General features: G+C 57.1%; 20 protein-coding genes. 5 read left to right on the top strand and 15 right to left on the bottom strand.

Translation table 11 applies throughout. The annotated features are described in order from the left end of the window. Positions 1 to 121 precede the first annotated feature (121 nt). The 14 genes from AH68_RS03120 to AH68_RS03185 form a co-directional block, all read right to left on the bottom strand. On the bottom strand, positions 122 to 922 hold the full coding sequence (locus tag AH68_RS03120) for a dioxygenase (RefSeq protein ID WP_039197570.1): 801 nt from the start codon (positions 920 to 922) through the stop codon (positions 122 to 124). Further along, the gene (locus tag AH68_RS03125) at positions 919 to 1,278 is read right to left on the bottom strand and encodes a hypothetical protein (RefSeq protein ID WP_039197572.1); all 360 of its coding nucleotides are present in this window, start codon (positions 1,276 to 1,278) and stop codon (positions 919 to 921) included. Before AH68_RS03125 ends, AH68_RS03120 begins: the two co-directional genes overlap by 4 nt. A gap of 146 nt (positions 1,279 to 1,424) precedes the next feature. Further along, positions 1,425 to 1,706 carry an HU family DNA-binding protein gene (locus tag AH68_RS03130; RefSeq protein ID WP_003808664.1) on the bottom strand — a complete coding sequence of 94 codons (282 nt, stop codon included), beginning with the start codon at positions 1,704 to 1,706 and terminating at the stop codon, positions 1,425 to 1,427. Between the two features lie 153 nt (positions 1,707 to 1,859). Further along, entirely contained in the window at positions 1,860 to 4,355 is a 2,496-nt protein-coding gene (locus AH68_RS03135) for a lysylphosphatidylglycerol synthase transmembrane domain-containing protein (RefSeq protein WP_236682439.1), read from the bottom strand. Between the two features lie 85 nt (positions 4,356 to 4,440). Continuing rightward, complete coding sequence (gene purB / locus AH68_RS03140; protein WP_039197580.1) at positions 4,441 to 5,883, bottom strand: adenylosuccinate lyase; 1,443 nt, start codon at positions 5,881 to 5,883, stop codon at positions 4,441 to 4,443. A 114-nt stretch (positions 5,884 to 5,997) separates the two neighbouring features. After that, complete coding sequence (locus AH68_RS03145; protein ID WP_039197581.1) at positions 5,998 to 7,479, bottom strand: esterase/lipase family protein; 1,482 nt, start codon at positions 7,477 to 7,479, stop codon at positions 5,998 to 6,000. Next, positions 7,476 to 7,799, bottom strand: coding sequence for a WXG100 family type VII secretion target (locus AH68_RS03150; protein ID WP_039197584.1), 324 nt, complete (start codon positions 7,797 to 7,799; stop codon positions 7,476 to 7,478). The genes AH68_RS03145 and AH68_RS03150 overlap by 4 nt, the downstream gene beginning before the upstream one ends. A 156-nt stretch (positions 7,800 to 7,955) precedes the next feature. After that, positions 7,956 to 8,522 carry a DUF6466 family protein gene (locus AH68_RS03155; protein WP_236682440.1) on the bottom strand — a complete coding sequence of 189 codons (567 nt, stop codon included), beginning with the start codon at positions 8,520 to 8,522 and terminating at the stop codon, positions 7,956 to 7,958. Continuing rightward, a complete protein-coding gene (locus AH68_RS03160; protein WP_039197589.1) occupies positions 8,519 to 9,538 on the bottom strand; it encodes a vWA domain-containing protein in 1,020 nt (339 codons plus the stop codon). The genes AH68_RS03155 and AH68_RS03160 overlap by 4 nt, the downstream gene beginning before the upstream one ends. After that, positions 9,535 to 10,602 (bottom strand): vWA domain-containing protein, encoded by a 1,068-nt coding sequence (locus AH68_RS03165; protein WP_039197591.1) that lies wholly within the window; start codon positions 10,600 to 10,602, stop codon positions 9,535 to 9,537. The genes AH68_RS03160 and AH68_RS03165 overlap by 4 nt, the downstream gene beginning before the upstream one ends. Then, entirely contained in the window at positions 10,603 to 11,127 is a 525-nt protein-coding gene (locus tag AH68_RS03170) for a hypothetical protein (RefSeq protein WP_039197593.1), read from the bottom strand. Then, entirely contained in the window at positions 11,124 to 12,077 is a 954-nt protein-coding gene (locus AH68_RS03175; RefSeq protein ID WP_039197596.1) for a DUF58 domain-containing protein, read from the bottom strand. Before AH68_RS03175 ends, AH68_RS03170 begins: the two co-directional genes overlap by 4 nt. After that, positions 12,074 to 13,141: an AAA family ATPase gene (locus tag AH68_RS03180; RefSeq protein WP_039197598.1), complete on the bottom strand. Its 1,068-nt coding sequence runs from the start codon at positions 13,139 to 13,141 to the stop codon at positions 12,074 to 12,076. Before AH68_RS03180 ends, AH68_RS03175 begins: the two co-directional genes overlap by 4 nt. An 18-nt stretch (positions 13,142 to 13,159) precedes the next feature. Beyond that, positions 13,160 to 13,870: a uracil-DNA glycosylase gene (locus AH68_RS03185; RefSeq protein ID WP_039197599.1), complete on the bottom strand. Its 711-nt coding sequence runs from the start codon at positions 13,868 to 13,870 to the stop codon at positions 13,160 to 13,162. A gap of 167 nt (positions 13,871 to 14,037) precedes the next feature. Between AH68_RS03185 and AH68_RS03190 the strand changes: the two genes are divergently transcribed. Further along, complete coding sequence (locus tag AH68_RS03190) at positions 14,038 to 14,724, top strand: LytR C-terminal domain-containing protein (RefSeq protein ID WP_039197602.1); 687 nt, start codon at positions 14,038 to 14,040, stop codon at positions 14,722 to 14,724. Between the two features lie 269 nt (positions 14,725 to 14,993). After that, positions 14,994 to 16,610 (top strand): chaperonin GroEL, encoded by a 1,617-nt coding sequence (groL, locus tag AH68_RS03195; RefSeq protein WP_039197604.1) that lies wholly within the window; start codon positions 14,994 to 14,996, stop codon positions 16,608 to 16,610. A gap of 129 nt (positions 16,611 to 16,739) precedes the next feature. Here the strand turns inward: groL and AH68_RS03200 are convergent, their stop codons facing one another. Next, positions 16,740 to 17,030, bottom strand: a complete 291-nt coding sequence (locus tag AH68_RS03200; RefSeq protein WP_039199731.1) for a WXG100 family type VII secretion target — start codon at positions 17,028 to 17,030, stop codon at positions 16,740 to 16,742. Positions 17,031 to 17,113: 83 nt separating this feature from the next. Between AH68_RS03200 and AH68_RS03205 the strand changes: the two genes are divergently transcribed. Genes AH68_RS03205 through AH68_RS03215 form a run of 3 tightly spaced genes read left to right on the top strand, consistent with a single transcriptional unit; the run spans position 17,114 to position 20,584 of the window. Then, entirely contained in the window at positions 17,114 to 18,007 is an 894-nt protein-coding gene (locus AH68_RS03205; protein WP_039197606.1) for a TPM domain-containing protein, read from the top strand. Between the two features lie 3 nt (positions 18,008 to 18,010). After that, complete coding sequence (locus AH68_RS03210; protein ID WP_039197608.1) at positions 18,011 to 18,742, top strand: response regulator transcription factor; 732 nt, start codon at positions 18,011 to 18,013, stop codon at positions 18,740 to 18,742. A gap of 12 nt (positions 18,743 to 18,754) precedes the next feature. After that, a complete protein-coding gene (locus AH68_RS03215) occupies positions 18,755 to 20,584 on the top strand; it encodes a HAMP domain-containing sensor histidine kinase (RefSeq protein ID WP_039197609.1) in 1,830 nt (609 codons plus the stop codon). The last annotated feature ends 103 nt before the right edge of the window (positions 20,585 to 20,687 follow it).

Raw genomic sequence — 20,687 nt, forward strand, 5'->3', positions numbered from 1 at the left:
ACGCATCTACGAGAGTGGGACACGGTCGAGGTTCATGGACCGTGTCCCACTCTCGTAGATGCGTTCCGCTATTTCGTTACGTGATTCTAAAGCGGTTAGTGTCGTTTGAGACTGGTCTCAGTCAGGCTTCGCCGCGGTATTTCGCCATCATCTGCGATTGCAGCTGCTGCGCGCTTGGCGGCGTCCATGTAATGGCGTCCGCACCCGCTTCGATGGTGGCGAGAATGCGTTCTTCGGAACCACCTCCTGATGCGAGAATCGGGATTTCCGGATGATGCATGCGGATGCTTGCCACAACCTGAGCGGTGCGTGCGCCTGCCGCCACATTGATGATGGCTGCGCCGGCAAGGATCTTGCATTCGGTGGTCTCATCGTCTTCCGTGACTGTGGCGATGACTGGAATGTCAACCATCAGCATGGTGGTTTCGATGGTTTCCGCAGGAGCGGGCGCATTGATGACAACGCCTGCCGCGCCTTGCATTTCGGCCACCATGGCCAATTCGGCCACACGTGGACCTGTGGTGGTGCCACCGCCCACGCCTACGAACAACGGCATTTGGGCTACGGTGAGCAGCGCTTGTGTGATGACCGGCTCGCCGGTGAACGGGTAGACGGCGAGAATGGCGTTGGCATTGGTGTTGCGAATGATCACGGCATCGGTGGTATAGGCGAACGATTTGAGCGTATGGCCTTTGACTGTGATGCCGCCGCAATGCTGCGATATGACTGCGGGCACTCGTGCATTGGGGGAGGAGAGGCGACCTTCGATACGCGCGGTTCCATAACGGGTGCGCGACACGTGAGGTGTCACGGAATGCTGTTCCACCGCCACGGCCTCACTGGGAGTGAACAGGGATCGTTTGCCGATACGAATTGGTTTGGGGCCGTTTGCCTCGGGAGTATTCTCCTGTTCGTCGCTCATTCCTGTACCTCCGTGTCTGTGTGATTCAGCATAAGGAATTCATGGATGGCTTTGCGTCGTTCCGCATACTCTTCGCCGAGGAGTCTGGTGTCAGTGTTGTCGATGATACGTTGCAGAAGTTCGCTGAGAGTGGAAAGCTCCTCTTCGTTCAGGCAGTCAAGCATATGCGTTGCCATGCCTGATGATTTTGGAAGCTGCTGCAGCGGTGCCACGCCCCGACGGGCCGCTTCGACGTTGCGTACCCGTGTCGCGGCGCGAAGTGCGGTCTGTGCGCGCGTCGCCTTGAGCTTGGTGTGCAGTATCAGGATGTTGAGTTCGTGAAGTTGGTTGATGACTTCTTTGCGCTGGTCGGTCATGAGATTCCCCATCTATATGGACACGATGTCTAATATGCATAGTCTAGCGCAGGGTCAACCTGAGAAACGGTTGCATGCGGGAATCAGAAAAAACAGATGCCCCGACCATCGTGGTCGGGGCATCTGATCGTCCATCATCACAATAATTACTTGGTGACAGCCTTCTTCAGCAGGGAGCCGGCGGAAATGCGAACGCCGTAGGTTGCCGGGATCTCGATGGTCTCGCCGGTGCGTGGGTTGCGTCCGGTGCGTGCGGCGCGCTTGACGCGCTCAGCGGAGAACAGGCCGGTCAGCTTCAGGCCTTCGCCGGACTGCATTGCCTCGACGAACACGTCCTGGAAAGCGTTCACAGCTGCCTCAGCCTGTGCCTTGGTCAGGTTAGACTTCTGAGCGATCTTCGAGACGAGATCAGACTTGTTGTATGCCATAAAGCATCCTTCTTGGATCAGGGGACATTCTGATTACGAACATCCACGTTCCTTATGATATTAGCGCACTATTATGAGGAAAACGGCATTTTATAAGGGCTTTAGGCGCTTTTTTTGAAAATAGGGGGAAATCAAAGCGTACGGGGGCGTTTGTCAGATTAAATTGTGCTTGTCGAGCCATTTCATAGCCAGTGCGCCGACTGGAATTCGCAGCCAGTAGAAGGCGATTCGGTAGACGAGAGTAGCGGAAACGGCAATGGTGGAGGGGATGCCCACGGCGGTGAACGCTACCGACAGCGCGGCTTCCACGGCACCTAGGCCACCAGGTGTGGGAACCGCGGAACCCAAGGTGTTGGCAAGCAGGAAGATGAACGTGGTCTCTATGGGATTCGTGTGATATCCAAATGCCATCAACGCGGCCCAGAAGCCCAGTCCGGTCGCAAGATTGAGGACCAATGCGCCCGCTATGCCGAAAGCCAGTTCCTTCGGGCGTGCGAGAACATCGACTAGATTGCGTGCGTAGGCCTTTGCCATCGGAAGATATTTCTCGGTCACCAAATGACGTACCGGCGGAATCGTCATGGCCGCCGACACGACCAGCGCGACGAGGGCGATCACCATGATCAGCGTATTCGTCGGAATCATGCCGGACAAGGTGTTGCGCCCCGTGAACAGACCGATCGTCAGCAGCAGCACGATGGTGGTGCCTCCCTGCACGGCCCAGACCGCGCTCATAACCGCCGTCGCGGCGGTGCTGCGATAGCCGCTTTTACGCAGGAACTGAAGGTTGACGAACGCGGGACCGACGCCGGCCGGCATGGAAACGGCGGTGAAACCGGATGCCATCTGAGAGCAATACAAGCCGATCGTATTGCGTTTGTCGGAATCCATGAACACGCCCAAGGTAATGGCGGAACCAAGCCATGCAATAAAGCCGAGAGCAACGCAAACCAGGGCCATAGCGAGATTCGCGTCTCTGACCGCTTCGATCATCTCGGCCGGCTGGATCTGTGTGAACACCACATATACGGCAATCACCAGCAAGGCGATGGCGAAGAAGGAACGGAAGCTGAATCGTGATAGTGTGACTTTTTCCATCGAATCCGCAACATCCTGCGGGGCAAGCGCGGAAATCCGTGTACGCAGATCGGCAAGCGTCTTCTTATCCCAACCTGGCAGCGCGCGTGTCGCGGCGGGAACGGCGGCTTTTTGCACGAAAGGCGCCAGATTGATTAGCTGCTCGTCTCCCCAGGTTCTGCGAGCACAGGCGACCGCACGGTCGACGCCGTTCAACGTCGCAAGCAATACGAGAAGCTGCACCTTGTCGAGGGCGAAGTTTGGCGATGCGCTGCCGTAATCGCCATTCTGCCATCCGGCAATCACCGGTTGATTGTTCTCCATACGAGACAAGGTGTCGGGTGTGATGCGCCGATGCGTGAAACCATGATGATGCGCTGCTGTGAGATATTCCATGAATGCTTCCATATCATGGTCGGACATGGTGTTTTGGTTGCATTCCAATGGCATGTGGTTGCGGCGGAACACTAGAATGGAGGATTCTCCATAATCGGCCACACCGTACACGTTCGGAGTTTCCAAGCCGGCATTGGACAGGCCAAGAATCATGGCATAGTGATGGTGCATGGCATCAACAGAGGAACGATCGCGGCGCATGGAAACACCGGTCAGGCGAAGCCACTGCCACACCTGATTGAGGTAGCCGGCCGCATGTACTTGATTGTCGAGCACGGAAACGGTGTACTGCGTGCCTTCATAATCGACGACATCGTAAATACGGGAATTTTCGATCAGATCATCATCCAACGTGGCCTTCAATACCCCTGAATCGGCGTATGGGGCGACTCTGCGTGTAAGCAGTGACACATCAATGCCGATGGAACGCAACGATTGCTCGATCTGAGTGCCCCAAGCGCCATTGTTCTGCGTGCCGATGGCGAAACGAATCAGCATGCCTATAACGCGGCCTATGGCATAGGATGCAATGGCACCGGCCAGCGAATTCCATGAAAGCACAACCATCAGCATCGCCACGGCGTACAGGACGTTCCACCCCCATTTGGTGCATGAGCGGATACGACGCGGACCTGAAACGGTGAGGAACGACGCCATGGCGGCGTAAAAATCGGGAAGTAGTCCGGTACCTACGGATGTGCTGTTGGATTGCAGCGGAATGATCAGCATGGCATTGCCGGAATTGCTGATCAGCGCGGATACGCCCCATACCGCGAAGAATCCGAAGATGAGAGATACCACGGAAACCACGCTTTGCAGCCACTCTTTGGATGCGAGCAGCTGAATGAGCACACTGACGGTGATGCATACGATGGCAAGTTGCTGCAGCAGGGAGGAAGGCACATCCATCAGCCAGCTGACCACACGGCCCGCGGAGCGAACGTCGGATTCCACGCCGGATGCAGTGCCGTGCAGATACACGGAGAACAGGATTACGCCTATGCCGAGCACCAGCGCGAAGAACGCATGCGTCAAATCGGCGAAATCGCGGCTGCGCTTCGGCGGCACATCGTCGATATGCGGCTTGGGCTTATTAGCTTCGGGGGAGTGAGACACTGTTGACTTGCTCCATACGTATGAGATTGGCTTCAGGTGGGTCACATTGCCCCACTGCATTCGATAATACGCCTTGAGGGTGGCTACGAAATACGTGGCCACCCTCAAGATGCATGGTTTTTAGCGCTTATTCGACAGTCGCGGTTCAGCGGTCGAAATCCACCAGCTTGCCGGCGACACCGGTATATGTTGCCGGGGTCAGCGCCTTCAAGCGGGCCGCTGTGGCATCGTCGAATGCCTGCTGGTCGATGAACTGTTCGACGGCCTCCTTGGAGATTTCATGGCCGCGCATGAGTTCCTTGACCTTCTCGTACGGCTTGTCCATGCCCGGCAGACCTGCCAGTTCGCAGGCGCGCATGGCGGTCTGAATCGGCTCGCCAAGCACCTCCCAGTTGGAATCCAGTTCGGCTTCGATGGCGATGTCGTTCGGATGGATGGAATTCAGACCGCCCATCAGGTTGTTGAGTGCCAGCACGGAATAACCCAGTGCGGAACCGATATTGCGCTGTGTAGTGGAATCGGTCAGATCGCGCTGCCAACGGGACTCGACGAGCGTTGCGGACAAGGTGTCAAGCAGCGAGCAGGAGATCTCCAGATTCGCCTCAGCGTTTTCGAAACGGATCGGATTAACCTTGTGCGGCATGGTGGAGGATCCGGTGGCGCCCTTGACGGGAACTTGGGCGAACACGCCACGGGAGATGTACATCCATACATCCACGCACAGATTGTGCAGAATACGGTTCGTATGGCTGATAGTACCGTACAGCTCGGCCTGCCAGTCATGCGATTCGATCTGCGTGGTCAACGGATTCCAAGTCAGACCCATGCGGTTGGCGACGAACTCACGGGAGACAGCAACCCAATCCACATCCGGGCATGCGGCCAGATGCGCGCCGAACGTGCCGGTAGCGCCATTGATCTTGCCGAGATATTCCTGAGCCTTGACCTTGTTCAGCTGGCGGTTCAGACGGTACACGTACACCGCAAGCTCCTTGCCCAGCGTAGTTGGGGTAGCCGGCTGGCCATGGGTCAGCGACAGCATGGCCTTGTCGCGGTATTCCTCGGCCTTCTGAGCCAGATGGTCGAGGATGGCCTGCGCGCCCGGCAGCCACACGTTCTCGATGCCGTTCTTCACGCAACGGGCAATGGACAGGTTGTTGATGTCTTCGGATGTGCAGGCGAAATGCACCAGGGTCTTGAGTCCGGTCAGCTGGGTTTCATGACCGAGCACGTCGGCGGCCTTGTCAAGCTGATCGTCGATGTAATATTCCACGGCCTTCACATCATGATGGGTTTTGGCCTCATGAGCGGCATGCTGAGCGATGCCTTCGGCACCGAAATCCTCAGGGATGGAGCGCAGGAACGCCTGCTCCTCATCGGTAAGCGGCTTGACGCCCGGGACGATGGTTTGGTTGCCGTTGCCTTCAAAACCGTTGGCAAGCAGAATCATCCATTCGACTTCCACACGCATGCGCTCGCGGTTCAATGCCGGTTCGCTCAAATATTCGACAAGCGGAGCGGTCTGCCCATGGTAGCGGCCGTCAAGAGGAGTCAATGCGATTGCAGGGGAGATATCAGTAAGCTTCATAGGTAACAGCATACGTTCAGCCGTAAACGAGATCCGGATATCTGTCCGTTCGACGGATGTCGCCTATCGTGCGTTATCGGTTCTGCTCGGCTGCGGCATGGCCACTGTGTGCTTTTATTTGCTCATACGACCTTCGAAATACATGACCTCTTGCAGGTCGCCGTCGAGAATCTCATCGAAATGTCGTTCGTGGGTTTTCACGGCGGATGATCCCATATCGGTTGCGTTCTGATATGCGGCTTGATGATATTTCAGCCAATGCGTGATCTCCTTGTTGTCGGGAGCGTTTGTGACGGGAGTTCCCTCGAACGTTGATTTCGGATTGTTGTCGGACTTGCTTGCGGTGCCGCGTACGGTCAGCCAATGTTCGGAATTGGGATTGGGCGCTCCGTCGAGGGCGGCCACAAGCTCGTCGTCCATCTCTACGCTGGTCACCCACGTTTTGTTTGGAATCGGATGGTTGGCTACGGGCGATCCGGCGGTGACCACATGTTTGATGTCATAATCGTCCTTCAGATCCGATGCGATGGTGGCGGCGACGATTCCTCCCTGCGAATGCCCGATCAGTGCGACAGGCTCATCGGAGTTGATGCCGGCCTGCTTCATGGCTTCCTGCACCATGCGTGCGCTGTCCGCCTCCATACGCTGCTTGCTGTCGGAACTCATAAGCTCAACGTTCTGCGGCCATCCGAACGGGGAATTCCGCTTGCCGTCGGTGCCGGGAATGGTGACGAGCCATGAGTCGGTGCCATCGGTTCTACGGTATTTGGAGATGGCGATGGTACCGTACTCAAGCCCGCTGTCGAGATCGGCTTTGCCGAGACGTTCCTCTCCGAGACGCCGAAGATCTTCCAACGCTTCGCCCACGCTATGCGACTCTCGAACCACTTCGGTTTTCGGCCGTACTCGGGTGACGGTGAGGTTGTTGCCCTGAATCAGGTTGTAGCCACGCGAGGATGCTTTGGAAATGGTGCCGGCCGCATGGTTGACTTCGTCGGTATGCAACAGGCCTGTGACTTTGCCGTATCTGCTGAGCGCGGCGCCGGCCGCGCCCATAATGCCTTCCTGCGCCCAATCCAACGAATCCAACAGGTAGATGGGGTTGGATTTGCCTTCGTTGATGGAACCCATCACGTATCCCAAGGCGGACATGGCCATGCCGGCAAGTATCGACTCCTTCGGGAATGATGTGATCGTCAATTGCAGAAGTTCGTTCAAGACCCTTCTACCGGCGTCATCGACTTGGGAATATAGGGATTGCGCACGAATGATCAATGCCGATAATTCAGACAATCGTGCCGCCATCGCTCCCAGTGCGTTCGCATGGGAGTCGCAACGTTCGATGAGTTGATCGTATGGCAATTCGATATGGTCTGCGGCATTGCAGTAGGAGTTTGATCCGGACAGCAGGGCGATGGTCGATGACGCATAGGGATAGGTGGAAAGCTGAAAACTCAACGCCCGGAACGAGTCATGGGTGCGATTCAGTTCGTCGGCCGCATGGCTGAGCGCTTTCGCAGCACGCAGATATGTTTCGGTTTCTTCCGTGGAATATTTGTATCCGCCGCTGACCTTGGCGGTCACTTGCCAGCTCATGCCGCACCTACCGACCATAGGATGCGTGAGGTGTCATTGAGCGCGTCTCGCAGCGCCAAGGATTGCTTGCGTAACTCATCGAGCCGCGCACGATAGGCTTCGGCCGCGGTTCCCGTCCAACCAGGCAGTGAACTGGAAGCGAGCGCGGCGTCAAGATCGTCGAGGCGTCGTGACGTGGAGGTGAGCTTGGCGTTGATCAGCGCTTGGGTGACGCGTATGCCGGTACGGCAATGGCAGGGCATGCCCGGCATTGAAGCCAGGGTGTTGATGGGGTTGTACCCCAGTGAGGGAACAAACGGGTATGTGATTGAAGTGTTCATAGCTGTATTGGAACACATCGGGCGGCTGCCGTGGCGTGGAGAGCGAGGCCTGTGGTCGGAGGACGGCAAAAAAACAAGTTGCCGGCGTGTCGCTGTTGGAAAATCAACGAAAGTATGCCGGCATGCCTGTGGATAACTTGCTTGAAGCAAGTTCCCTTACCAAGGTTTTGCAGGTGAGGACGTTCCGTCGGAATCCTGTTTGGCGGCAGAACCGGAATCATTGGAATCGGATTGGGTGGATTGCGCGTTCTGTGCCAGAAGCTCCTCGACTTTCTGACGCTGCTCGTCGGTCAATGTGCTTCCGTTGCCTTGATTGCCGTCGGTGACGGACTGCCCGCCTTCGATGGTGGTGCCGGTATCGGATTTTCCTGAATCCTGCATTGACTGGATCTTCTTGCGTATGGATTCGGTCAGTTTTGCCGAGATGGCGGCGTTATGTTCGATGGACGAACGTACGTTCGGCAACAACAACACGCCTGCCGCTCCGGCTTCACGGAATTGGGCGTCGGTCTGCTGCTGTTGGGTCTGTAATTTGTCGAAATCGGCGTCCTGCTGTTGGATGGCTTTGATATTCGCGTTCAAGCTGTTCGTGGCTTGATTGTAGTTGCTTACGGAGGCGAGATTCACTATGGCAAGCGCGCTCACGGCGATTGAAATGGCCGCGATGACGGCGATGATGATGCGAACGGGCAAGGATGCGCGTGCTTTGACGGTCGTGCTCACAGCAGCCTCCTGGATTGCGTGATCCATGCTCCGGCTTCGAAAGCCAGCAGCAGCGCCACGGCAATGGCGAACGGCCAGACCACGGCGACGGTTCTCGTGCGTTGTTTGGTGGTTTGCGTGACACGCCATTGGTCGGATGCCTCTTTGGAGGCTCCGCCGCTCATAGTTGTTGTCGCGTTGAGTTGGATGGCGGTTCCACTGAGTTCGTCGGCGATGGTGCTCATCTCGTCGGCGTTCATGCGTGATACGCCAGGTTCGCCGGTTTCCGGATCGGTGACCCACTGTCCGTTGCCTTCGTTCACACCATCGCCGGCCATGGGGATGTTACCCCCTTGTTCGCTGCCGACGGCAATGGTGAACGCGTCGGAAAGGTAGCGGCGTAACGATGAGAACGTACGACGTGTTTTCGAAGATGTCTGTTCGCCGTCCGAAATCAGGTACAGTACAATCGCATCATCCGGATGCTGCTCATGAATCGACTTGCATGTCAACAGCAACTGGTCAATCGGCACATCCAAAGTCGAACCAGTCGAAACGGAAGTCGATTCCGGTGCGAGCGTGTCCGCCCAATTGTCGATCGCTTTCGAATCAGGTGTCAATGGAACATCCAATGTTCCCGAAGCCCCGAATCGCAATGCCGCGAAACTGGAATTCGGGTACATGGCGGTGATGTCCTTCACGGCCTGCTTGGAAACATCCAAACGGCTGAGTTGCTCGTCGGAACCGTATTGCGCGTCCTTGACCGCCATGGAACCGGTCACGTCGACCGCCACCACCACATCGGTGGCGTTGATCGCGCGGCTATTCGTGGATGAGACGATACTTGGGGTCAATGCCATAACGGACACGAGCATGCAGGCAAGGGAACGTCTTACGCAAGCCCAGACGGTTTCGTCGCTTTGACCCCGTCTGCGGATATGCAGCACAATCTGCGCGACCGCGCAAGCCAGCATGGCCACGGCGACCGCCAAGCCGACGGGCCAACCCAAAGCTGGGGAGAGCGTCAGATGATTCATCGCTTCAACCTCCAAGCCAATATCAGCCAGAACACCATGACCACAGCCAGCGCCAATGTCCACCATCCAGGCGCGTCCGACATGGCGGCCTTGCTGCTTGACGCGCTTTCCTGGCTGCGACGTGATTCGATTTGTTTGACCAGTTCGGCAACGGAAGCGCCGTTCGATTGCGTGAGAAACACACCGTCATGTGATTCGATTTCGGATTTGAACTGACGGGTAGTCTGCTCCGATTCGCTTTGCTGTGGTCCGGAAAAAAGCCCGTCAACCGTGATTTCCGCCTGTTTGGTCAGGTCGAGTGCTTCCTGAAGCGTGTATGTCGGATCTCCTGAAACGACATTATCGGTGGCGAGCACAATGGAAGCGGCACGTTGACGGGATGAGGTGTCCGCATTGGCGCTGCCGTAGGCGAAACCGGGCAGCATGGCCGCACAGCTCACCACGCCGTCGCCGATCAGGGAAGTGGCGTCCTTGCGATTCTGAGTGCCTTCCAACCAGTCGGAGATCGCCTGATAGTCGCTGTCTTTCATCTTGTCGATATCATCTTGCGATTCAACACCCTTCAGTATCGTACTGGCCTTTTCGAGCTGTTCGGATGCCAGCTCATAATCGTCGGTCAACGGAAACACGGTACGTGACGTGGAATTGAAAATACTCAATCCGATGCGTTCACCCTTGAAACTATCAACCAATCTGCGGTAGGTGTCGATCACTTCTCGGTCGTAAGGCAACGTCGATCCAGACACGTCCAGGCACAGTACGATATCGCGGCTGCTTGCGCGTTCCTCTCCTTCATCAACGGTGCTGGGGCGTGCCACCAGCGCTACCGTCAATACCAACGCGGCCACCAGCAGAACAACGGCCATACGTGACAGCGTGCGCCACTGCCGGAACAACTTCGACGCGGTTTCGGTGTTGAGATCGTCATCCAAGCTGAACGTTCGTGCGAATTCGGTATCGGCATGCTTGCGTTTCGCGTCGACCAGCACCATGACGGCGACGACGGCCAATGCCACAATCAGACCTGCGAAACCGGCCCACGGCCAGTGCCATGACAATTCCATTCATCGCCACCTTTCCACAAGATTGGCAACCCACTCTCCGGCTTGTTCGACGGTAGCCTCCCTGGCAGTGTGATTGCGTTCGGCATCAGCGAATTCCGGCGGATACAACGCTTCGATGGTTTGCCTGAGCAAGGTGAGACCATGCTGATTGCCTGTCGTGCGTGGAGTCGCTTCAATATCGGTGAGTGTTTGGCTGCGCACATCGCTGCCGGTGGCTGCGGATGCAAAATCCCTGGCGATGGACGCAAGCAGAGCGAACGCGTTCTCCCTCGTAAGATCGCCTTTGGCGTGACGGGCAACCACATCATCGATGCGTTCGTGCCATACCGACGTGCCCGTGGCCGCATCATGACGTCCGTGATTGACTGTCTTCGTGGGCTTACGGTTCGGACGTGACAGCCACACCACGAGAATGATGAGTGCCATGGCGATGGCGAGGCACACTGCGATGACAATGCCCAGACCCGTTTCGATATGAATCGGATCCATCGTGTCGAAACCGTTGTCGGACAAGGTGATGATCATGCCTTGCCTCCCAGGGTGAGTGCGGACGGTGCTTTCAGCTGATTGCGCGTGGAGCGGGCCAGGGAAACGGATACCATCCGAACGAATTCGCGGAACATGCGTTCGCTTGAATCGGCGCGGATTACGGTGGAACCGCAACGATTCAACTCATGCCGGACGGATGCGGACAGATATTCGCGGTGCGTGCGAACCTCCTGCGCTGTTTTGCCAGTACGTAGGAACGCGGGGACGCGACGATCGCTGCCCGCGTCGAACACTGTGTGTGCGTGTGTGTCATCGAATGGATTGATGGTGGCCACGTCGATAAGCACCATCGGGTGGGTTCTCGCGATCCTGCGAATGGATTCCATATGACGTTCCTCAAGTGCGTGCTCGTCAGTGGCGAGTATGACCAGCGCATCCCTATCGCGAATGCGGCGGGCATACTCCAGCAAGGCGTCGATATTGCGGGGCTTGCTCCAATCACGTTGCAATGCATTGTCCAGCGTCTGCTCGAATTGCGCGAGCCCGCCATTAAAAGGCACGCGAGTGATCGAAGCTGCGTCGCCGAACACGATGGACACTTCGTCCCCTCGGCGCAGGCTGAGCGCGGCGAACATGCACAAGGCGTTGGCTGCGACTTGGTGCGCCTGCTCACCGGAAACGCAGGTGCCGGTCATCTCCTGCCCGACATCGAGCAAAAGCCAAGCTCGCGAGGTGGATGGGCGTTCCCGTTGCACCACCATTGGGCGGCCGACACGGGCACTGGTCTTCCAGTCAATCCATTTCGCCTCGTCTCCGGGCTCGTAGACGCGGATATCCATGACATCGTCGGCGCCGAAACGTTTGTCCGACGCATGCGCTCCCTCAAGAGTGCCAAGCGCTTTACGGACGGTCGGCAGACTCAACGTGGTTCCGAGAGCCTCGATCTTGCTGCGGATCGGATCTTCGGAACGAATTGCGTCGATCATGGAACGGGAACCGCCTGAACAATGGAGTCCACCACCTGGTCGCTGGTGATGCCGTCGGCAAGAGCTTCGAACGTCAGCAGGATGCGATGGCGCAGCACCTCATGGGCGAAGGTTTTGACATCTTCCGGAACCACATAGTCGCGTCCCTGCATCAGCGCGTTGGCCTGTCCGATACGGATCAGCGCGATGGATGCGCGCGGCGAGGCTCCGAGACGCACCAGTGTGGACAGTCCCTGCACCGGCTTGGTACCTGCCCCTCGTGATGTGGCCGCGATATCGACCGCATATTTCATGATCGCGTCGGAAACATGCACGCGGCGGGCGGCTGATCGCAGGAATTCGACATCGCTGATGGATACGACATCTCCGGTGAGTACTCGTGAATCGAAGGTGTCGGAACCGCGACGGGTAAGCATGGAGAGCATGCGTTGCTCTTCCTGAGCGGTCGGATAGGTCATGACCGCCTTCATCATGAAACGATCCATCTGCGCTTCGGGAAGGTTGAACGTGCCTTCCTCCTCGATGGGGTTCTGCGTGGCGATGACCATGAAAGGCTTTGGTAGCGCAATGCGCTGGCCTCCGATGGTGGTGGCTCCTTCAGCCATGGCTTCAAGCATGGCCGACTGTGTTTTCGCGTTCGAACGGTTGATTTCGTCGAGCAGCACGAAATTGGCGTGGATGGGTCCGATCTGCGTGGAGAACTTCTGTGTTGCGAAATCGAAGACCTGGGTGCCCACCAGATCTGACGGCATCAGGTCTGGGGTGCACTGCACCCTTTTGAACGATCCGGACACAGAGGTCGCCAGCGTTTGCGCTGCCGTGGTCTTGGCCAGACCAGGCACGGATTCGATGAGAATATGGCCGCCTGCCACCAGCGTGGTGATCAGCGATTCACGAAGATTGTCCTGCCCTACCAAGGTCTGTTCGAAGCGTGCGCGGATTCGTGCGCCGATTTGCTTCGCGCGGTTGATGTCTTCCGCAGACAACGTGCTTGGTGTGCTGACGGCCGGCATGGGAATGGGGACCGGGGCCGGTGCCGGATTTTTTGGAGGGAATAAAGCCATGATTGCTACTGTAACGGGTTAAGCTGACGGAAGGGACCAATTTACAGGCTTTTCACCTGCAGCGATGAGCGCTTGATTGGCGCGTGAGAACGGCTTGGACCCGAAGAATCCATATCGTGCTGACATGGGGCTTGGGTGGGGTGACGAGATGATGAACGCATTGGTGAGCAGAGGCTCCAACGTTTGCGCCTTGCGTCCCCACAGAATGGCCACTAAGGGTTTGGCACTGCCGTCGGGATTGCGGCGGTTGTTGAGTGCCCTGATCGCAGCGTCAGTGACAATCTCCCATCCCTTGTCTTGGTGGCTGCCGGGCTTGCCTGCTTCGACGGTCAGACACCTGTTCAGCAGCATGACGCCCTGGTTCGTCCAAGGCGTCAGATCGCCATTCGCGGGCATGGGGATGCCGAGATCATCCGTCAGTTCCTTGTATATGTTGGTCAGGCTGCGAGGTATCGGTTTGACATCTGGTGCCACGCAGAAGCTCAGTCCCACCGGATGCCCGGGGGTGGGGTAAGGGTCCTGTCCCACGATAAGCACCTTGATGCTGTCGAACGGAATGGTGAACGCGCGTAGAATATTCGCGCTGGCCGGAAGGTATCGGCGTCCGGCTGCGATTTCCCCTCGGAGAAAATCGCCCATGTGGTGCACCTGTGGCTCGACTTCGGCGAGGGCGTTCGCCCATCCGGGCTCCACGAGGTCTTTCAATGGTTTGATGTGCGCTTGTGTCATGAACCTTACTGTACGACGTGTTGCGGTCCTGACGATTGTCATGGTCTGGTTTTCACGGGATGGTTTCACGAGCGTGCGGAATAGGGTAGGAATGCAGTTCGATTGCGCTCTGACTGAGGTGGTCGGTACACTTGGCAGATAAGTGTGTGAGAAACGAGGTTTGCAATATGGCTAAGCAGGACAAGGAGACCTATGATTCCTACGAGAAGGATGTGTACGACAATCCTCCGTCGGGGCCTATGGGCGTTCACCGTGGTGCGCGTTCTGCAGCGTCCCGTGCCATGCCGTACGTCATTGTCATCATTGTGGCGCTGCTTGCGGGCCTGCTGTTCTGGGGCGTTTACTCGGGTGAGATCAACAATCTGAAGATGCCGTGGTCGTCGCAGGAGAGTCCGACCACTTCAAGTGCCGAAAAGAGCAAGAGCGGCGAGAGCAAGTCCAAGTCCCAATCCGACTCCGCTTCCGGCAATAAGACGGACGCATCCAATGCCGATTCGCCGACCGACTCGCAGCAAAATGATCAGAACGCCGACCAGAATGCCGGCCAGAATGCCGAGCAGACGGATAACGCCACTGCGCAGCAGGTCGTGAACACGGGTACCGAGGTGCGTGTGGTGAACGCGACGAACATCACCGGTTATGCGCAGAGCAAGGTCGATGTGCTGGCCCAAGCCGGGTACACCAGCGTTTCCGCCAGTAATCCGACGGGAAATATTCCCTCGCAGACCGTGGTTTGGTATCAGAACGAAACCGATAAGGCCACCGCCGAGAATGTCGCCCAGACCTTGGGGATTTCGAATGTGCAGCAGAGCGATGGGCTTGTCACACCGATCGTCGTGGTGTTGTTGGACTGAAAAACGCCGTGGGCAAACATGTGAAGCCTTGTTCTCCTCGTGGGGGCAAGGCTTTTTCCTTGAAATTCCAATGATTATGGCGTTTTTTATGAGGTTTGGTTTCTTGCTCACAGCGCAACCGTCGACATTGAGTTTGGCACTCTCGGCTTGAGAGTGCTAATCTGCCAATTAGCACTCGAGGAGTGAGAGTGATAACTGGCAGCTGACGGCTGGTGCGTTCTTCGCTTCGAAAGTGGGAATAATACCGTGTAGCCATATGTGGAGGAACAATGGCAAAGATCATTGCATACGACGACGAAGCTCGTCAGGGAATGCTCGCGGGCCTCGACAAGCTCGCTGACACCGTTAAGGTCACCCTCGGTCCGAAGGGCCGCAACGTGGTTCTCGACAAGACCTACGGCGCTCCGACCATCACCAACGATGGCGTTTCCATCGCTAAGGAAATCGACTTGGACGACCCGTACGAGCGTATCGGCGCCGAACTGGTCAAGGAAGTCGCCAAGAAGACCGACGATGTTGCTGGAGACGGCACCACCACCGCAACCGTGCTTGCACAGTCCCTGGTGCACGAAGGTCTGAAGAACGTCACCGCCGGTTCCAACCCGATCGCTCTGCGTCGTGGTATCGAGAAGGCTTCCGAGGCTATCGTCAAGGAGCTCATCGCAGCTGCCAAGGACGTTGAGACCAAGGATCAGATCGCTGCCACCGCAACGATTTCCGCAGCCGATCCGGAAGTCGGCGAGAAGATCGCTGAAGCGTTGGACAAGGTTGGCCAGGATGGTGTTGTGACCGTTGAAGACAACAACCGTTTCGGCCTGGATCTGGACTTCACCGAAGGCATGCGTTTCGACAAGGGCTACATCGCTCCGTACTTCGTGACCAACGCCGAAGATCAGACCGCAGTGCTCGAAGAACCGTACATCCTGCTGACCTCCGGCAAGCTGAGCTCCCAGCAGGACGTCGTACACATCGCCGAACTGGTCATGAAGACCGGCAAGCCGCTGCTGATCATCGCTGAGGACGTCGACGGCGAGGCTCTGCCGACCCTGATCCTGAACAACATCCGCGGCACTTTCAAGTCCTGCGCCGTCAAGGCTCCGGGCTTCGGTGACCGTCGCAAGGCTATGCTGCAGGATATGGCCATTCTGACCGGCGCACAGGTCGTGTCCGACGAACTGGGTCTCAAGCTTGACTCCGTCGACATGTCCGTGCTCGGCACTGCCAAGAAGGTCATCGTCTCCAAGGATGAGACCACCATTGTGGCCGGCGGCGGCTCCAAGGAAGACGTGGCTGCCCGCGTGGCTCAGATTCGTGCCGAAATCGCCAGCACCGATTCCGATTACGATCGTGAGAAGCTGCAGGAGCGTCTGGCCAAGCTGGCTGGCGGCGTTGCCGTCATCAAGGTTGGCGCTGCCACCGAAGTCGAGGCCAAGGAACGCAAGCACCGCATCGAAGATGCCGTGCGCAATGCCAAGGCCGCCATCGAAGAAGGCCTGCTGCCGGGCGGTGGTGTCGCTCTGGTTCAGGCTGCTGCCAAGGCCGAGAACAATGTCAAGCTCGAAGGCGACGAGGCAACCGGTGCGGCGATTGTGTTCCGCGCCATCGAAGCTCCGATTAAGCAGATCGCCGAGAACGCTGGTCTGTCTGGCGATGTGGTGATCGACAAGGTTCGTTCCCTGCCTGACGGCCAGGGCCTGAACGCTGCAACCAACGAGTACGAGGACCTGCTGGCTGCCGGTGTCACTGACCCGGTCAAGGTCACCCGTTCCGCTCTGCAGAACGCAGCTTCCATCGCTGGTCTGTTCCTGACCACCGAGGCTGTTGTGGCCAACAAGCCGGAACCGCCGGCAGCTGCTCCGGCCGCTGGCGCTGACATGGGCTACTGATCCAAAGGTTCGGTAAAGCCTAACGGCATAAGCGAAAAGCTATAAGCGGAGCCCGCTTCCCAAGGTGGAGACGGGTTCCGCTTTTCTTTGTGCCTGCTACTGCTTTGACCGCATCGGAAACATCTGTCGCTACTGTGCGAACAGACGCGACGCCTGCATTTCGGTTTCCGAATAAAGCATGGACGCTTGCGAAAGCGCATGCTGAATCGATTCAAGCGACTGTTCCATCTGCTGCTGGGCTGCCCGCCATTGTTCCGCCACCGCATTGAATTGCGTGGCGGCTCCACCGCGCCAAACGCCTTGCAGATTGTTGAGATTGGCGTACATGCCTTGCACCGATTGGCGAATCGCTTGGATGGAGGCGTTCACTGCCGCGCTTGAGGATTGAATCTGTTCGCTGTCCACCTGATACTGTGCCATGATGATCCTTTCGTTGCTGCGTTTTGTATGGTTGTTTTTGCCGTTCTTCACGCTTGACGCATCCGAACGGTAATGTGGACTGTATGGCAAGAGTGAACGCGATGAACGAAAAAACCAGGGTTGTGGTCGGAGGATGGCCGAATTCGTGCCCTACCGGCGTGTCGCACCAGGGGCAAAACTTCAAAAATCGTTGGAGCGAAGCGCTTTGTGCGCTTCTTGCCATGATACTGTGCTGTATTGCGATGATGTGGATAACTCCCGTCGGCAATGCGGATGAAGGTACCGGCACCGGAATCACGGCCACTGAAAACATCACCGACACCGGGAATCTGCTCGGATCGAACGTCGCTGAAATTACGGACGCCATCAGCAAAACGAAGCAGGAAACCGGGGTTACCGTGCGTCTGCTGTATCTGGCGAGCTTCAATAGCGACGAAAAACCTGCGAAATGGGCGAGCGCATTGTTGGAATCGCTTGACCCGAAGCCGAATACGGTGTTGTTGGCGGTCGCTTCGAATGACGGCAATCTGGTGGTTGCCGTGTCATCGAATTCCGACGAATGGCTGAAAAAGAAGTCGACCGTCGACGCGCTTTCCGATGCCGCGCAGAAACCGCTGATGGAAAGCACCCCGAATTGGTCGAAGTCCGCGACCGATATGATGGATCAGATCGTAGTGCAGAAGAAAACCTCGACGTCGTCGCAGACGGTGCTGTTGGGCGTTGGCGGCATGATCGCCGTATTGGTACTGCTGATTGTGATTATGGTGGTGTTCCATATTCTGCGTAAACGTGGCGTCATCAAGCGTAAGGTTCGTAAACATGCGGGGAAGCATGCCGGGGTTGCCGTGCGTTCCGAGCCGGTGAAGGCGTGGAGCGTTAATGACGAGCCGTCCGCTGATGCGCCTGATAAGGAACCGATGCCAAAGGAAGATTCAGAATCCGTTCAGGAAACATCCAGTGAAAAGAGTGATGCTTAAGGCATGAGCAAGCCTATTGAAGCATCCATTGTCGTTGTTGATGACGAACCGTCCATCCGCGAACTGCTGGTGGCGTCCCTGCATTTCGCCGGTTTTGAAGTGAATACTGCGGCTTCGGGATCCGAGGCCATCGAGGTTATCGAAAAAATACAGCCTGATTTGATCGTGCTTGACGTGATGCTCCCGGATATTGACGGCTTTACGGTGACTCGTCGCATCCGTCAGGAGGGCATCACCACGCCGGTGCTGTATCTGACGGCTCGTGACGATACGCAAGATAAAGTCATGGGTCTGACCGTGGGTGGCGATGATTACGTGACCAAGCCGTTCAGCCTTGAGGAGGTTGTCGCGAGAATCCGAGCTATCCTGCGCCGTACCCAAGAGCAGGTTGAAGACGATCCGATCATTCGCGTCGCCGATCTGGAAATCAACGAGGACTCGCATGACGTGTCCCGCGCCGGCCAGCCGATCGACTTAAGCCCCACCGAATACAAGCTGCTCCGTTATCTGATGGATAACGAGGGGCGTGTGCTTTCGAAGGCGCAGATTCTGGATCACGTGTGGCAGTACGATTGGGGTGGAGACGCTGCGATCGTTGAATCGTATATTTCCTACCTGCGTAAGAAGGTCGACGGCATTACGGTTGAAGATGAGAACGGCGAGAAGCGCAAGGTGACTCCACTCATCGAAACGAAGCGTGGCATCGGCTACATGATTCGCGCGCCGAAGAACTAAACGGTTTCTACGATGAATCAGGATATCCGTCAGCCGTCAGCTGACCCGCAGAACACGCAGAAGAACGCCGCCCAGCCGCGTCCACAACGTGTGCCCTTGCATCGGCGGATCAGCAGGAAGGTGCAAGCCATTCCACTGAGTACCAAGCTGGTCGCCTGCATCATTGTGCTGCTCACCATTGGCACCATTGGTATTTCCTTTTCCATTCGCACGCTTGTAGGCAATTATCTGCTGCAGAAAACCGACAACCAGTTGGTGAATCAGGCGCAGATGATCTTCAATAGCATGGATTCGCTGGACAGCACCACAAGCGAGGATGGCAGGAGCTTGGTGAACACGTACTATGTCGAGGTACGTGACAGCGAATACAAGCGTACAGGAGCGGGATCGGTGCCCATGCTTCGGGAGGGCGTGGTATCTGAACCGAGCCTGCCCCCCGACGGCAGTATCGATGGGATTACGCTAGGAGCGCCGTTCACCACGCAGGCGGTGGTGCATGTCACCACCAGTCGGGTGCCGGATCATACCATCATGCAGGCCGCGCAGTCGCCATGGCGTGTGGTGGCGTTGCCTTGGAGCGAGAAAAGCAAAACCGGTGAAGTCAAAAACAGTGGCGTCGTGTTCATCGGATTGTCGCTCAGCGACCAGATTGACACCGCGAACACGTTGACGCGGTTCTGCGCCATGGTCGGCATCGCAGTGGTGCTGATCGGAGTCATACTTGGCACCATCGTCGTGCAAAGCACGCTTGCTCCGCTGAAACGCATCGAAAAGACCGCGGCGAAGATCGCGGCAGGGGATTTGAGCCAGCGCGTTCCCGACTTGCCGGAGAACACGGAGGTCGGTTCGCTGTCCATATCGTTGAACACCATGCTGACGCGCATTGAGGAAAGCTTCCACGCGCAGGAGGAAACGACTGAGAAGATGAAGCGGTTCGTTTCCGACGCCAGTCATGAATTGCGTACCCCTCTTGCTGCGATTCATGGATACGCGGAACTCTACAAAATGCAGCGTGACATGCCGGGGGCGTTGGAACGTGCCGACGAGTCCATCGCGCATATCGAGGCGTCCAGTGCGCGTATGACGGTGTTGGTGGAGGATCTGCTTTCTTTGGCGCGTCTTGACGAAGGTCGTGGCATCGATATCACCCAGCAGGTGAAGCTCACTTCTGTGGTGAAGGACGCTGCCGACGATTTGCATGCGCTTGATCCGGATCGTGGCATCACCTGCGGCCAGGTGGTGCTGCAGCCGGGGCAAGATATGAACAATCCTGCGAGGTTGACGTTCCAGCCGGGGCAGATGCCGGATATTACGCTGACGGGCGATGCTTCAAGGTTGCGCCAGGTGGTGACCAATATCGTTGGCAATATCCACCGCTATACGCCGGCCGATTCGTCGGTGGAGGTTTCGATGGGCGTGCTGCCGGCTTCCATCAGCCCGGAGTCGCTGTCTCGCATGCCGTCGAACGAGCAATCGTTGCGTCACTTGGTCGAAGCCATCGAAGTCGGACAGTCGATGCAGGTGGGTATGAACTATGCGATCGTTCGCTTCAGCGATCACGGTCCCGGTGTTCCGGCCGAGGCGCGTTCAAAGATTTTCGAACGTTTCTATACGGCTGACCCGTCTCGAGCTCGGCAGAAGGGCGGCACCGGCCTTGGCATGGCGATCGCGCAATCCGTGGTCAAGGCGCATCACGGTTTCATCTGCGCTTCCGGCAGTGAGGGAACCGGCCTGACATTGACGGTGGTGCTTCCGGTGGCTCCGGTGGAGCCGCGTCCGTTGGCACAGGCCAGTGACGAACGCAAAGGTGACAAGTGGGGTCGCAGGCCGAAAAAGCAGTGATGTAAACGCCTGAAAGGGCCTGATTTGACGGTTATTGGCGCAAGAGATGGTATATATCCCACCTCTTGCGCTAAACTGTATCTTTGATTTGTTATCGGTGGGC

The organism is Bifidobacterium catenulatum PV20-2 (assembly GCF_000800455.1).
In the GTDB taxonomy this organism is placed as follows: Bacteria; Actinomycetota; Actinomycetes; order Actinomycetales; family Bifidobacteriaceae; genus Bifidobacterium; species Bifidobacterium kashiwanohense_A.